Raw genomic sequence first — 14483 nt, 5'->3', positions numbered from 1 at the left:
GGTTTTTCCTTACTTGGCGCGGCGGAGGTCGACGCCGAGGTCCAGGTCCGCCACGCGGATGGGCAGCGAGGTTTCGAGCGACTGGTTGCCGGCAATCCCAACGGATACCGAGCGCAGCCCGTCGAGGTAGCCGGAGGGACGGCCCAGCGGGTCCTCACCCGGGCCGTTGAAGAGGTCCGAGAGCAGGAGCTCGTCGCCCCCGCCGTGGCCGCCTTCGCCGTTGATGATCGGCACCTCGTACGCGGCTTCCCAGTGGCGTTGGACCACCAGCCGTTCGCCGTTGCGGCGGACGGCGTCCTCTTCCTCCACCGGGGTAGCGCTGGGGTCCACCACCGTCTTCTTGTCCGTGCTGTGAAGGACGGCGGCGCGTTCCACCACTTCGAGCTCAGCGCGGCCCTCGGTGCCGTTGACGGCCACCCGGTAGCCTTCCCAGGGGCTGTGCGCGTTCAGCGAGTAGCTCAGGCGGGGGCCGCCCTGGTACTCAACCACCAGCGCCAGGTTGTCCTCGATGGTGATGCCGCCCGTGAAGACGTCCTGGTCGCGGCGGTAGCCGTCGTAGTGCTCGTTGTCCAGGAAGAGCGCCTTGAGCCGTTCGTCCTCCCTCAGGTCAAGCGCGAACGGGTCCTTGTCGCCGGCGGGGGCACCGGCGTCGGGCGTTCCGCGCTCGGGGCGCGGACCCAGCCCGCGTTCGGCTGCGTTCTTGTCGCCATAGAATTTCAGGCCGCCGGAGGCGAAGACGCGCTCCGGGACGTCGTCGATCCACCAGTTGACGAGGTCGAAGTGGTGGGAGGCTTTGTGGATGAGCAGGCCGCCGGAGTTCTTCTTTTCGCGGTGCCAGCGGCGGAAGTAGTCCGCGCCGTGCACGGTATCCAGCACCCAGCTGAAGTCGATCGAGGTGACCTTGCCGATGACGCCGCTCTGGATGATTTCCTTGAGGGCGCTGTTGCGGGGCGAGTAGCGGTAGTTGAACGTCACCACGACGTTCCGGCCGGTCTCCTGGACCGCCTTGGTGATACGGCGGCAGCCTTCGGCATCGATGGTGAGGGGCTTCTCCACCACGACGTCGGCACCGGCCCGGAGCGCTTCGACGATGTAGTCGGCGTGGGTGAAGTCGGGGGTGGTCACCACGACGCGGTCGATGTTGTTGGCCTGGATGAAGGCTGTCAGGTCCGCGGGATCAAACGAGGCAATGGGGCCGGGGGCGCCGAGTTCCTGGATGAGGTTCTGGTAGAACTCCACGCGCCCGGGGTTCACGTCCGAGAACGCGACCAGTTCCGCGGTGTCGGCGTGCTTGCCGAACACGGCGCGGATGTACATTTCGGAACGCCCACCGGTGCCGACCAGGGCAAGGCGCGCCTTGCGGCCGTCGTGGGTGGCGCTGCCCGCAGCCGTGTGGGGAGCAGTTGCGGCCGACGTCGTCTCGGCTGTGTTGACCATGTGGGGGTCCCTTTCGAAATCTCATTTGCCCGGCCGCCGGGACGGCCGCTGCGGTTCTGCGGTGGCACTCTGCTGCACCTGCTTGAGAAAGCGTTTTCTCAGTTCGCTATAGAAGTTGTATCAACCCGCCGGCCCATCCGTCAACCACTTCCAGTGCTGAAAGAAAACGTTTTCCAACCGGTTGGCACACTGCCCTGGCCGTCCGTCAGGGAAAACTCCCGGGAAAAGGGTAGAAATCGCTTTCCAGCTCCCGTATATGCTGTCTCTCAAAGCACCTGCCACCCGGGGCTTGATGGCCGGGCGCCTGCCGCTCCCGGCGGTGTCCATCCGGGCGGCGCGAAAGAAGGGTTCCCTATGGCCAGGAAATCGGCAAGCGGCCGGATCGGCATCGCGGATGTCGCCGTGAAGGCAGGAGTCTCACACGCCACGGTTTCGCGTGTGATGAACGGGAACTTCACCGTGGACCCGGACATCGCCGCGAGGGTCCGCGCAGCCGCCGCCGAACTGAAGTACCAGCCCAACCCGGTGGGTCGCAGCCTGGCGCTGGGAAAGACCGACACCATCGGCATCGTGGTGCCGGACCTGGCCAACCCCACGTTCCAGGCGATCCTTCGCGGCCTGAGCCGGGCGGCGGCGGAGGATGGGTACCGGGTACTGATCGCGGACTCGTTCGAGGTTTCCAGCGAGGAATCCATCCTGGCCGGCGAAGCGCGCCGGCGCTGCGACGGACTGGTTCTCTGTGCCCCGCGCATGTCCGATGCCGAACTGACGGACATCGCACCGTCGCTGCACCCGCTGGTACTGATCAACCGCACCACCGCCGCACCGGACGTCCCCAGCCTGGTGGTGGACTACGGCCAGGGGGTCCAGGACATCGCCGGGCATCTGGTGGAGCTGGGGCACACCCGCCTGGCCTTCCTGGCCGGCCCCCCGCGGAGCGCCTCGAACGGCATGCGGCTCAAGGGCCTGGAGGCCTTCAAGGCCGCCCACCCGCAAGTGGAGGTGACCATGCTCGAGGGCGGCTCGGACTTCGACACCGGGCATGAAGCCGTGGATGCGGTCCTGGCGAGCGGCGCCACCGGCATCCTCGCCTTCAACGACCTCGTAGCCATGGGACTGATGAGCGGCCTGCACGAACGGGGCCTGGAAGTGCCGGGGGACATCTCCGTCACCGGTTTCGACGACATCCCGTTCGCCAAGTACACGACGCCGGCACTCACCACCGCGGCCGTCCCCATCACCGAACTGGGCGAGCAGGCGTGGCACCAGCTCCGGGCATTGATCCGCAAGGAAGGGAATGAAGTGCCCGGCAGCCGCTTCCAGCCCCGGTTGGAAGTCCGGGCCAGCAGCGGCCCGGCCAAGGCGCCACGGAGCGCCGTCCACGGCTAGCCGTCCCGGCGCCCCGCGCCCAGGCCTGCTTCTTTGTAGTACCCCTGAATATGGGCGGCCACCAGTTCCGCCGCCCGGCCGCCGTCGCCCTTCCTGACGGCCGCAAGGATGGCGTGGTGCTCGTCGCGCAAACGGCATGCCGTGGCGTTCCAGTCGGGCAGGTTCGAGGTCAGTTCGGCAGCGTACCTTTGGATTGCTTCCCGGAGGGAGCCCATCATGGCGCTGACCACCGCATTGCCGGCCGCGTTGGCCAGCGCGAGATGGAAGCGCACATCAAGGGCCAGGAAGTCGCTGACCGAAAGGCCGTCCGCGTCGTCCATACCGGCCAGCAGGGCAGCGGCCTCGTCGAGTTCCGGGGCGTCCCGGCGCGCCCTGCCCGCAGCCCAGGACTCCAGCAGGATGCGGGTTTCCACGATGTCCGCCACGGGCAGGTGCTGGGTGGCAACGTGCAGGCGGAGGGCCGAGCCCAGCGCCGAGGTGGGGTCCGAGATGACCACCGTCCCGGATTCGGGGCCGGACCCGACACCTGCACGGACCACCCCCATCGCCTCGAGGATCCGAATGGCCTCCCGCACTGACGTCCGGGACACCTTGAGCTGTTCGGCCAGGGTGCGTTCGGCCGGCAGCCTGCCGCCTACGGCCAGCCGGCCGGCAGAGAGTTGGTCCTCGATCCACGCAAGGACCAACTGATGGGTACGCATACGGCCAATGGTAGTTGATGTGGTCGGACCACATGGCCTAGAGTGTGGTTGGACCACAGGAGGACGCCATGACCCACATCATCCAGCCCGGCAACCCGGAGGCCACCCCGGCCCCGGACGCGACCGACATTCCCGCAGCGCCGGCACCCGCCAAGGCTCCGGCGTCGTCCGCGCTGCCCCCTGCCTTGAAGCGCCGCGTGCCCAAGTACTCAGACCTCGCTCCGCTGATGCAGTTCAAGAAGCCGGAGTTCAGCAAGGACGCGCGGCTCAAACGGGCCAACACCATCTGGGAACTCCGGGACATCGCCAAGCGACGCACCCCGCAGGCACCCTTCGACTACACGGACGGCGCCGCCGAGGAGGAAATCACTCTCCGCCGCGCCCGCCAGGCCTTCCTGGACATCGAGTTCCGCCCCGGGATCCTGCGGAACGTGTCCGCCATCGACCTCAGTACCGAGATCCTCGGCAAACCGTCCCGGCTTCCCCTGGGCATCGCCCCCACCGGCTTCACCCGGATGATGCAGTCCGAGGGCGAATATGCCGGGTCCCGGGCAGCCGAGGCCGCAGGCATCCCCTACACACTCTCCACCATGGGCACCGCGTCCATCGAGGACGTGGCCGCCGCCGCTCCCAACGGCCGGAACTGGTTCCAGCTGTACCTGTGGACGGACCGCGAACGTTCGCTGGAACTGATCGAGCGCGCCGCCAAGGCCGGCAATGACACCCTCATGGTCACCGTGGACACGGCGGTGGCCGGCGCCCGCCTCCGCGACGTCCGCAACGGCATGACCATCCCGCCGGCACTGACCTTGAAGACCGTCGTGGACGCCTCCTACCGGCCGGCCTGGTGGTTCAACTTCCTCACCCACGAACCTCTGACCTTCGCCTCGCTCTCCCGCTACACCGGTACCGTGGCGGACCTGATCAACTCCATGTTCGATCCCACGCTCACCTTCGAGGACCTGGACTGGCTCCGCGAAACCTGGAAGGGCAACCTGGTGGTCAAGGGCATCCAGACTGTGGAGGATGCCCGCCGGGTAGCGGACCACGGCGCGGACGGCGTGGTCCTGTCCAACCACGGCGGCCGCCAGCTGGACCGGGCACCCATTCCCTTCCACCTGCTCCCCGCGGTCAGGCAGGCATTTACCAAGGACAACACGGACGCGGCCATCATGCTGGATACCGGCATCATGAGCGGCGCGGACATCGTGGCGGCGCTGGCCCTCGGCGCGGACTTCACCCTGATTGGCCGCGCATACCTCTACGGCCTGATGGCCGGCGGCCGCGCCGGTGTGGACCGCGCCCTGCAGATCCTGGAAAAGGACATGGCACGGACCATGGCACTCCTGGGCGTCAGCTCCGTTTCAGGGCTCACGCCGGACCACGTGCGGCTGCTGGGCACGAACTGAGCTATTTCTTCCGGCCAAACTTCGGCAGGTTGGGGAGGCTTGCCAGCAGGTCGGCGGCTTTGGTGGCCGCCCGGCCCCAACGCTGCGTCCGATCTGCTGCGGAACACTGTCATCACTCAGCGGGGCGGCGGTTCCGCCGGGAATGACGACGGCGGGGCTCAGTTCGGCCCCCTCCCGCACCAGGACGGCCGCCGCGGCTTCCTCCTGGCCTGGCTGAATAAGGCCCGGCTCGACGGCGGCGGGTGCTTCCGGCAGGCCCGGTGAGGCGGTTCCTGCCGCGGACCGGCCCTTCGTCGCTGATGCGCTGCTTGCTGACGCGCTTTTTGGTGTTGCGTTACTTGGTGAGGCGGCAGCCTTGGCGACCGGGCCGACGTCGAACGTCTCCAGCCAGCTCGCGATGCCCTCCAGCGGGCCCCGGTTCAAGGCGTAATAGCGCTTTTGGCCCTGCGCGCGCATGCTGACCAGTTGCGCTTCCCGCAGGACTTTAAGGTGCTTGGAAATGGTCGGCTGGCTCGCGGCCAGTTCCTCCACCAACTCCCCCACGGCTTTGTCCCCCGTCCGGAGCGCCACCAGGATGTCCCGCCGGGTGGATTCCGCTATGACGGCAAATACGTCGTCTGTCACCATGCCTCCCACCCTAGCGACATATACGCCGAAAGGCATCAACTATTTCGGCGTCCCCGTGTCCCGGCGCGGAGCCGGGTCCTGCTAGTCGAACCAGGGGTCCAGGCCGTGCAGCGGGAATACCGCCTTGCGGGTGGCCATCACGGTGCGGTCCACGGCGTCGTTGGGGTCGAAGCCCACTTCCCAGGAGCGCCACCACAACTCCACGTCGTCCCCCATCAGCGTGGGTGCGACAGTCCCGAATTTCTCTGCCACATACTGCCGCCAGTCCGCGGGCACGGCGGTGCGCAGTGGCACGGGCCTGCCGGCGGCGATGGCCACCAAGTGGCTCCAGGCACGCGGCACCACGTCCAGGACGTTGTAGCCGCCGCCCCCCGTGGCGATCCATCGGCCCCCGCAATACCGTTCGGCGAGGTTCGCGACGGCGTTCGCGGCCTCGCGCTGCCCGTCGACACTGAGGTTAAGGTGCGTAAGGGGGTCGCTGCGGTGCGAATCGCAGCCGTGCTGGCTCACGATCACCTCCGGTTCGAATGCGCCTGTCAGCTGCGGCACGATGGCGTAGAAGGCGCGCAGCCAGCCGGCGTCCCCGGTGCCGGCGGGCAGCGCAACATTGACGGCTGTCCCCTCAGCAGCGGGGCCGCCAATCTCGTTGGCGAACCCGGTTCCGGGGAAGAGGGTCAGTCCCGTTTCGTGCAGCGAGAGCGTCAGGACCCGGGGGTCGTCCCAGAAGATGTTCTGCGTGCCGTCGCCGTGGTGGGCGTCGACGTCGATGTAGGCCACTTTTCCGACGCCGCCGTCGAGGAGCCGCTGTACGGCGAGGGCGGCGTCGTTGTAGATGCAGAAGCCGCTGGCGCGGTCCCGGGAGGCGTGGTGCATGCCGCCGCCGAAGTTGACCGCGTGCACAGCCCAACCCTCGAGCACGCCCTGGGCTGCCATGAGGGATCCGCCGGCCAGCCGGGCCGCGGCGTCATGCATTCCGGCGAAAGCGGGGTCATCCTCGGTTCCCAGGCCACGGGATTCCTCCGGGCGGGTGGGGTCCGCACTGACCCTCCGTACCGCCGCGACGTAATCCGCCGAATGCACCGCTTCCAGCTCTGCGTCGGATGCCAGCTCCGGCGCCTGCACGTCCACATGGTCCAGGTCGAACAGCCCCAGGCTGCGTGCCAGGCGGGCCGTCAGGTCCATCCGTTCCGGCGCCATGGGGTGGCCGGGACCAAAATTGTAGGCAGTCATGTCAGGACTCCACGCCACCATCGTCGGCGGCGCGGGCTGGCTAAGACCGGGCAGATATGTCATCAATCACAGGCTACCCGAGGCCGCCGGCCTCCCAGCCAGGCCATGAAGCGGGGCTTTAGTGGTTTACTACTGGGGGAAGCAGTTTCGACCGAGGAAAAGCCACACATGACGCAGAGCCAGTCGAGGCCCCAGACCCCGGCCAGCTGGCACCCCCCAGCGCAGGAACGGGAGGGCCTCTGGATCTTCACGCGTCTCCGCGACTTCATCGACGACATCGCCAACACCTCCCCCGCCAGGCTTGCCCTGACTGCGTTCGCCTCCGTCTGCGTAGTGTTTACGTTCCTGCTGTCCCTGCCGGTCTCGTCGGCCGACGGAATCGCAACCCCCATCCACGAGGCCCTGTTCACCGCCGTCTCGGCCGTCTGCGTCACGGGACTTACGGTGGTGTCCACAGCGGCGCACTGGTCCTTCTTCGGCCAGCTGGTGATCCTGGTGGGCATCTTTATCGGCGGCTTGGGCACGTTGACGCTGGCCTCGCTGCTGGCACTGATGGTGAGCAAGCGGCTGGGTGTGCGCGGGAAGATCATTGCGGCTGAGTCCATGAACAACGCGGGCCGCCTCGGTGAGGTGGGCACGCTGCTCCGGATCGTCATCACCACGTCCGTCGTCATCGAGGGCGCCCTGGCCCTGGCCCTCGTCCCGCGGTTCCTGACCCTGGGCGAGCCCTTCTGGCAATCCGTGTGGCACGGCATCTTCTATGCCATCTCGTCGTTCAACAACGCCGGTTTCACACCGCACTCGGACGGCATCGTGCCCTACGAGACGGATCTGTGGATCCTTATCCCCCTGATGGTGGGGGTGTTCCTGGGAAGCCTGGGCTTCCCCGTGGTGATGGTCCTGCAGCAGAACGGCTTGAACTGGAAAAAGTGGAACCTGCACACCAAGCTGACCATCCAGGTGTCGCTGATCCTCCTGGTGGCCGGGGCGTTCCTCTGGGCGCTGATGGAGTGGGACAACGTCCGGACCATCGGCACCATGGATGTGGGCGACAAGATCACCCACGCGCTGTTCGCCTCCGTCATGACGCGGTCCGGCGGGTTCAACCTGGTGGACCAGAACCAGATGGATTCCACCACGATGCTGCTGAGCGACGCCCTGATGTTCGCCGGTGGCGGCTCTGCGTCCACGGCCGGCGGCATCAAGGTCACCACCATCGCTGTCATGTTCCTGGCCATCGTCGCCGAGGCCCGCGGTGACGCGGACGTCAAGGTCTACGGCAGGACTATCCCGCAAGGAAGCATGCGGGTGGCTATTTCGGTGATCGTCGCCGGCGCCACCCTGGTGTCCGTGTCAGCTTTCCTGCTCCTGGCGATCAGCGGCCAGTCACTGGACCGGGTGCTGTTCGAAACCATTTCCGCGTTCGCCACGGTGGGCCTGAGCACCAACCTCAGCGCCGAGATGCCCCCTGCCGGCGTCTACGTCCTCGCGGCCCTGATGTTCGCGGGCCGCGTGGGGACCGTTACCCTCGCAGCCGCCCTGGCCCTGCGCCAGCGCAGCCAGTTGTACCACTACCCCGAAGAGAGGCCCATCATTGGCTAGTTCCACAGACGCCCCGCGGCGCCCCGCCCACAACGCCCCGGTGCTGGTGATCGGGCTGGGCCGCTTCGGATCATCCACCGCTGAGCAGCTGGTCAAACAGGGCCGGGAAGTGCTCGCGATCGAACGGGACCGGAACCTGGTGCAGAAATGGGCCCCGCTGCTGACCCACGTGGTGGAGGCTGACGCTACCAACATTGATGCCCTGCGCCAGCTCGGCGCGCAGGAATTCAGTTCAGCGGTGGTGGGGGTTGGTACGTCCATCGAGTCCTCCGTGCTGATCACCGTCAACCTGGTGGACCTGGGAATCGAACACCTCTGGGTCAAGGCCATCACACCATCGCATGGCAAGATCCTGACGCGGATCGGGGCCAACCACGTGATCTACCCTGAGGCAGACGCAGGCGTCCGCGCCGCCCACCTGGTGTCAGGGCGGATGCTGGACTTCATCGAGTTCGACGACGACTTCGCCATCGTCAAGATGTACCCGCCGCGCGAAACCGTGGGGTTCACCCTGGACGAGTCGAAGGTGCGCTCCAAGTACGGTGTGACCATTGTGGGCGTGAAGTCCCCGGGCGAGGACTTCACCTACGCCCGGCCCGAGACCAAGGTGTCCTCGCGGGACATGCTCATTGTCTCCGGGCACGTTGACCTGCTGGAACGGTTCGCCGCCCGGCCGTAAAGTCCCCCGGTGGTTGAGCTTGTCGAAACCGGGTTTCGACAAGCTCAACCACCGTTACCCGAGTTGCTTGGTGATTTCCGCTGCCCGGTCCGCTGCTGCCTTGGCGCCGGCGGCGATGATGGCCGGGATGCCTTGTTCGTCGAACGTGGCAATGGCCCGCTCCGTGGTGCCGTTGGGGCTGGTGACGGCCTTGCGCAGCGCGGAAGGGTCCGCCCCGGGCTCAGCGAGCATGAAGCCTGCACCGGCCACCGTTTCGCGTGCCAGGAGCAAGGACAGTTCGCGGTCCAGGCCCAACTCCTCCCCCGCCGACGCCATGGCCTCGGCCAGGTAGAAAGCGTAGGCCGGGCCCGACCCGCTGATGGCTGACAGCGCATCCACCTGCTCCTCGGGCACTTCAACAATCGTCCCGGCGCCTTGGAGGATGTCCTTGACCTTTCCGAGCTGTTCAGGCGTGCAGTGGGTGCCCGGCGAGACGGACACGACGCCGCGGCCCAGCTTTGCCGGGGTGTTGGGCATGGTCCGGATGACCGGCTGGCCGTCGGGAAGCGCGGCTTCCAGCTGGGCTATGGACACTGCCGCGGCCACGCTGACCACCACCGCGTCCGGCGAAAGGGCAGGGCTGATTTCCCGTGCCAGGTCCGCAATTCCCACCGGTTTGACGCCGAGGATCACGACGGCGGATCCCTTGGTGGCCTGTTTGTTGTTGTCCGGTTCTTCCTCGCCGGCGATCGCAGTGATGCCGGGGTACCGTTCCGCCAGTTCCGAGGCGCGCTCTGCGCGGCGGACAGTGGCCACCACATCCCCCGGGTCCGTCCCGGCCTCCAGCAGGCCGCCAAGAATGGCTTCGTTCATGGATCCACAGCCAAGGAATGCGATTCGGTTGCTCATGCCTCCATCATTGCAGTTCGCACGCATTCACAGGCAACTCCCATCTTCGGTGCAGGCGGCGCACAACTTGGGGTCCTAACGTAGTTATTACCTCATTGAGGGTGCGAGTGATGCGGCAGGCATGGGGATGCCTGCCAGGGCACCGGTGGCTCGGCAACAGGTTTTCCCCCATTTTCCTGTTGCCGGCCCCGGTGCTTCCGCTTTTAAGCGCTCTGCTGCGTCAGGCCCTGCCTTGTACGGCCGAACCCTTGGTTCCTAGCTGGCCGCTGCCACCGGGCGGGACGCCGCCACGTGGGGTGCAGGCTCCAGTGGCCCGGCGAAGACGAGCTGGTCCAGGCGGCGCAGGATGAGCCCTTCGCGCAGGGCCCACGGGCAGATGCGCAGCTTCTTGAACTTGAACATCTCCAGGGCGGCCTCGGCCACCAGGGCGCCGGCAAGGAGCTGATGCGCCCGCGCTTCGGAAACACCGGGAAGATGCAGCCTGTCCTCTGAGCTCATGGCCGAGATCCGCTGGGTCCAGATGCCCAGGTCGGAGGCGTGCAATTCACGCTTGACGTAGGGGCCCTCCGCGCTGGGCGCAGCCCCGGCGATCCGGGCAAGGGACCGGAAGGTCTTGGAGGTGCCTGCCACCACGTTCGCCCGGCCCAGGCCGTCGAATTCCCGGACAGCAGGTTTGAGGGTGGCCCTGATGTAGCGCCGGAGCTCCTTGACGCTCTTGGCCGACGGCGGGTCCTCGGGGAACCAGTCCCGGGTGAGCCTGCTGGCCCCAAGCGGCACAGAAGTGGCCACCTCTGGAAGCTCGTCCTGGCCGAAGGCCATTTCAAAGGAGCCACCGCCGATGTCCAGGTTCAGGATGGGACCGGCACCCCATCCATGCCAGCGCCGCACCGCGAAGAACGTCATGGACGCTTCTTCGCTCCCGGTGAGTTCCTGGAGGGTCACCGTGGTCTCGTGCTTGACCCGGGCCAGCACGGCGGGGCCGTTGGTGGCCTCGCGGATGGCCGACGTACAGAACGCCAGCAGGTCTTCGGCCTTGTGCCGGGCGGCGAATTCCCAGGCTTCCAGGACGAATTCGGTCAGCTCGTGCTGGCCTTCGTCGCTGATGCTGCCGTCCGGTTCAAGGTATTGGACCAGGGACAGCGGACGCTTGTGGGACGCAAACGGGACCGGCTGTGCACCGGGGTGGGCGTCCACCAGGAGCAGGTGGACAGTATTGGACCCGATGTCGAGGACGCCTAGACGCATGGGGACATTATTGCTCGTCGGCGCGCTTGAAGTCGCGCCGGATGTTCGCAACACCTTCAGGGTCGATCTCGAAACCGTAGGCGGCGCCGGGGTTGATTACCATTCCCAGTTCGTCGCCAAGGTTGGCGATGATGGCCGCGCCCTGGGTGCCCAGCACGTTGGGTGCAGCTTCCAGGTACTGCTGGTCCACCCGCGTGGGGTGCGAGAAAACGGCAAGGACGGGGCGTCCGTCGGCGTTGGCAAGGACCAGCGGTTCAACCTGGGAGTCCACGCCCTCGACGGTGTCCGAGCTGATGATGTAGACCTCGCTGTTCAGGAAGGACAGGATGACGTCCACAGGATTGGCGTCTTCCTGCCCGCCGGTGGCGAGCTTCTCCTCAAGGTCGTTGAGCGGCTGGAGATCCGTGTGCGCGGGCTGTTCAGTCATGGAACCAGCCGATCACGATTGGGAAGCGCATGCAAACCCCGTTGGTTGAGCTTGTCGAAACCCATGACACGGTTTCGACAAGCTCAACCACCGGCAGCTACTTCTTGGCTGTTGCCTTCTTCTTCGCTGGTGCCTTGCGGGTGGCCGTCCGTTTGACCGGTCCCTTGGCGCGCTTCTCGGCCAACAGTTCCACGGCCTGTTCGCGGGTGAGCTCCTCGAGGGAGGTGGCACGCGGAACCGTGATGTTGGTGATGCCGTCGGTGATGTAGGGGCCGAACCGGCCTTCCTTCACCACGATGTTCTTCTCCGACACCGGGTCCGGACCGAACTCGGCCAGCGGCGGCACCGCGGCACGGGCGCCACGCTGCTTGGGCTGCGAATAGATCTCCAGCGCCTGCTCCAGGGTGATGGTGAAGATTTCCTCTTCGGACCCGATCGAGCGGGAATCCGTGCCCTTCTTCAGGTAGGGACCGAACCTGCCGTTCTGGACCGTGATGAGGTTGCCCTCGGCGTCCTCGCCCAGCGCGCGGGGCAGGCTCATGAGCTGCAGTGCCTCATCCAGCGTCACGGAATCCACGGTCATGGACTTGAACAAAGAGCCCGTGCGCGGCTTGGCCTTGACCGGCTTCTTGGCCGGCTTGGGCTTGCCGTTCTTGTAGTACTCCACCGGCTGCTTGGCCAGGTCTTCGTCGGTCATCTCCGGGATGATTTCGGTGACGTAGGCGCCGTAGCGGCCGTTCTTGGCCACCACCGTGTGTCCCGTGTGCGGGTCGGCACCGAGCACGCGTTCCTCCGGCGCCGCCGTCTCCATCAGCTCAATGGCTTTGGCCGCGGTCAGTTCGTCCGGCGCCAGGTCCTCGGGCACGTTGGCACGGGCCGACTCCACGATCTCACCGGTCTTCGGATCAACGACGGCGGCCGAGCTTTCCAGGTACGGGCCGAACTTGCCCACCCGCAACGTGATGTCGTCGGTGATCGGGATGGAGTTGATCTCACGGGCATCGATCTCGCCCAGGTTGTTGACGATGCTGAGCAGGCCGGGTTCGGAGTCCTCGCCGAAGTAGAAGTGCCGGAGCCAGGAAGCGCCCGCCTCCTGGCCGTTGGCGATCTTGTCCAGGTCGCCTTCCATGTCGGCGGTGAACTCGTAGTCCACGTAGTCGCTGAAGTGCTGCTCCAGCAGCCGGATCACCGAGAACGCGATCCAGCTGGGCACCAGGGCGGAGCCCTGCTTCCGGACGTAGCCGCGGTCCTGGATGGTGGAGATGGTGGACGCGTAGGTGGACGGGCGGCCGATGCCCTTCTTCTCCAGTTCGGCGGTCAAGGACGCCTCCGTGAAACGCGGCGGCGGCGAGGTTTCGTGGCCTACCGCCTGGATGTCAGAGGCCGTGAGGGAGTCATCCTTGGCCACGTTCGGCAGCCGGCGTGCTTCGTCGGACTCGTCGTCGCCCCGGGTCTCGTCCTTGCCTTCTTCATAGGCGGCCAGGAAGCCGGGGAAGGTGATGACGGTGCCGGAGGCGGAGAACTCGGCGTCCCGTCCGTCGGTGGCTACGGCACCCAGGCGGATGGTCGCCGTCGAGCCCTTGGCATCGCCCATCTGGGAAGCCACGGTGCGCTTCCAAATGAGCTCATACAGGCGGAACTCGTCCCCGGAGAGCTGCTTGGCAACCTGGGCCGGCGTGCGGAAGGAGTCACCTGCGGGACGGATGGCCTCGTGCGCTTCCTGCGCATTGGCGGCCTTGTTGGAGTAGACACGCGGGGATTGCGGAATGTATTCCGGCCCGTAGAGCTCCGAGGCCTGGCGGCGCGCGGCCGTGATGGCCTCGTCGCTCAGCGCCGAAGAGTCCGTACGCATATAGGTGATGTAGCCGTTTTCGTAGAGCCGCTGGGCCACCTGCATGGTGCTCTTGGAGGAGAAGCGCAGCTTGCGGCCTGCCTCCTGCTGCAGCGTGGAGGTGGTGAACGGCGCGGCCGGGCGGCGGGTGTACGGCTTGGTGTCCACGGAACGGACGCGGAAGTCCGCATCCTGGAGCCCGGCGGCCAGGGACGTTGCAAGCTCTTCGTTGAGGTGGGCCACGTTTTTGGCGGTGAGTTCGCCATTGTCGTTGAAGTCGCGGCCGCTGGCCACCTTGGCGCCATTAACGGCGGCGAGCTTGGCCTTGAACGAGCCGGAGTCCGCGCCGAACTGGCCGGTCAGGTCCCAGTACGAGGCAGCCTTAAAAGCCATGCGTTCGCGTTCGCGGTCCACCACCATGCGGGTCACCACGGACTGCACGCGGCCGGCGGACAGGCCGCGTGCCACCTTGCGCCACAACACGGGCGAGATCTCGTAGCCGTAGAGGCGGTCCAGCACGCGGCGGGTTTCCTGGGCATCCACCAGGTCCTGGTCAACATCGCGCAGGTTGCCCATGGCGCGCTGGATGGCCTCCTTGGTGATTTCGCCGAACGTCATCCGGTAGACCGGGACCTTGGGCTTGAGCACTTCCAGCAGGTGCCACGCGATGGCTTCACCCTCGCGGTCCCCATCGGTTGCGAGATAGAGTTCGTCGGCGTCCTTGAGCGCAGCTTTGAGCTCAGTCACCTTTTTCTTCTTGTCCGCGGACACCACGTAGTAGGGCTTGAAGTCGTTGTCGATATCGACGGCGAACTTGCCGACCGACGTTTTCTTCAGCTCGGCGGGGAGTTCGGACGGTTGCGGCAGGTCGCGGATGTGACCGATGGAGGCCTCTACGATGAAGCCCTCGCCGAGGTACTTGGCGATGGTCTTGCTCTTGGCCGGAGACTCCACAATCACGAGTTTCTTGCCGGTTTTGGCCTTGCTTGGCACGGTGCTCCTACAGAAAAAGGTTGCT

11 protein-coding genes and 1 pseudogene are annotated in these 14483 nt (G+C 66.4%); 4 read left to right on the top strand and 8 right to left on the bottom strand.

The features are described from left to right. Nucleotides 1–9: 9 nt before the first annotated feature. Nucleotides 10–1437: a Gfo/Idh/MocA family oxidoreductase gene (locus QF050_RS07545; RefSeq protein WP_308929880.1), complete on the bottom strand. Its 1428-nt coding sequence runs from the start codon at nt 1435–1437 to the stop codon at nt 10–12. Nucleotides 1438–1791: 354 nt separating this feature from the next. On the opposite strand from QF050_RS07545, the gene QF050_RS07540 reads away from it, so the two are divergent. Then, complete coding sequence (locus QF050_RS07540) at nt 1792–2826, top strand: LacI family DNA-binding transcriptional regulator (RefSeq protein ID WP_308929879.1); 1035 nt, start codon at nt 1792–1794, stop codon at nt 2824–2826. On the opposite strand, the gene QF050_RS07535 is transcribed toward QF050_RS07540, so the two are convergent. Then, on the bottom strand, nt 2823–3527 hold the full coding sequence (locus QF050_RS07535; RefSeq protein ID WP_308929878.1) for an FCD domain-containing protein: 705 nt from the start codon (nt 3525–3527) through the stop codon (nt 2823–2825). The two genes, QF050_RS07540 and QF050_RS07535, sit on opposite strands and share 4 nt — an antisense overlap. 68 nt (nt 3528–3595) lie before the next feature. On the opposite strand from QF050_RS07535, the gene QF050_RS07530 reads away from it, so the two are divergent. Continuing rightward, nucleotides 3596–4936: an alpha-hydroxy acid oxidase gene (locus QF050_RS07530; protein WP_308929877.1), complete on the top strand. Its 1341-nt coding sequence runs from the start codon at nt 3596–3598 to the stop codon at nt 4934–4936. A 1-nt stretch (nt 4937) separates the two neighbouring features. Here the strand turns inward: QF050_RS07530 and QF050_RS07525 are convergent. Beyond that, nucleotides 4938–5563, bottom strand: a pseudogene (locus QF050_RS07525) (ArsR/SmtB family transcription factor). A gap of 81 nt (nt 5564–5644) precedes the next feature. Continuing rightward, nucleotides 5645–6856, bottom strand: coding sequence for an acetoin utilization protein AcuC (locus QF050_RS07520; RefSeq protein ID WP_308929876.1), 1212 nt, complete (start codon nt 6854–6856; stop codon nt 5645–5647). A gap of 105 nt (nt 6857–6961) precedes the next feature. On the opposite strand from QF050_RS07520, the gene QF050_RS07515 reads away from it, so the two are divergent. Both QF050_RS07515 and QF050_RS07510 read left to right on the top strand, forming a co-directional pair. Further along, a complete protein-coding gene (locus QF050_RS07515; protein ID WP_308929875.1) occupies nt 6962–8395 on the top strand; it encodes a potassium transporter TrkG in 1434 nt (477 codons plus the stop codon). Nucleotides 8396–8435: 40 nt separating this feature from the next. Next, nucleotides 8436–9074: a TrkA family potassium uptake protein gene (locus QF050_RS07510; protein WP_018761823.1), complete on the top strand. Its 639-nt coding sequence runs from the start codon at nt 8436–8438 to the stop codon at nt 9072–9074. Between the two features lie 54 nt (nt 9075–9128). Here the strand turns inward: QF050_RS07510 and proC are convergent, their stop codons facing one another. The 4 genes from proC to topA form a co-directional block, all read right to left on the bottom strand. Further along, entirely contained in the window at nt 9129–9962 is an 834-nt protein-coding gene (proC, locus tag QF050_RS07505) for a pyrroline-5-carboxylate reductase (protein ID WP_308929874.1), read from the bottom strand. A gap of 255 nt (nt 9963–10217) precedes the next feature. Then, on the bottom strand, nt 10218–11207 hold the full coding sequence (locus QF050_RS07500; RefSeq protein WP_308929873.1) for a Ppx/GppA phosphatase family protein: 990 nt from the start codon (nt 11205–11207) through the stop codon (nt 10218–10220). A gap of 7 nt (nt 11208–11214) precedes the next feature. Continuing rightward, nucleotides 11215–11634, bottom strand: a complete 420-nt coding sequence (locus tag QF050_RS07495) for an SseB family protein (RefSeq protein ID WP_018761826.1) — start codon at nt 11632–11634, stop codon at nt 11215–11217. 97 nt (nt 11635–11731) lie between these two features. After that, the gene (gene topA / locus QF050_RS07490; RefSeq protein ID WP_308929872.1) at nt 11732–14458 is read right to left on the bottom strand and encodes a type I DNA topoisomerase; all 2727 of its coding nucleotides are present in this window, start codon (nt 14456–14458) and stop codon (nt 11732–11734) included. Nucleotides 14459–14483: the final 25 nt, after the last annotated feature.

Origin of the sequence: Arthrobacter sp. SLBN-112, assembly GCF_030944625.1 — a bacterium.
GTDB lineage: Bacteria > Actinomycetota > Actinomycetes > Actinomycetales > Micrococcaceae > Arthrobacter.
The sequence above is the reverse complement of the archived record's forward strand: the minus strand, read 5'-3'. Positions and strand labels throughout refer to the sequence as shown.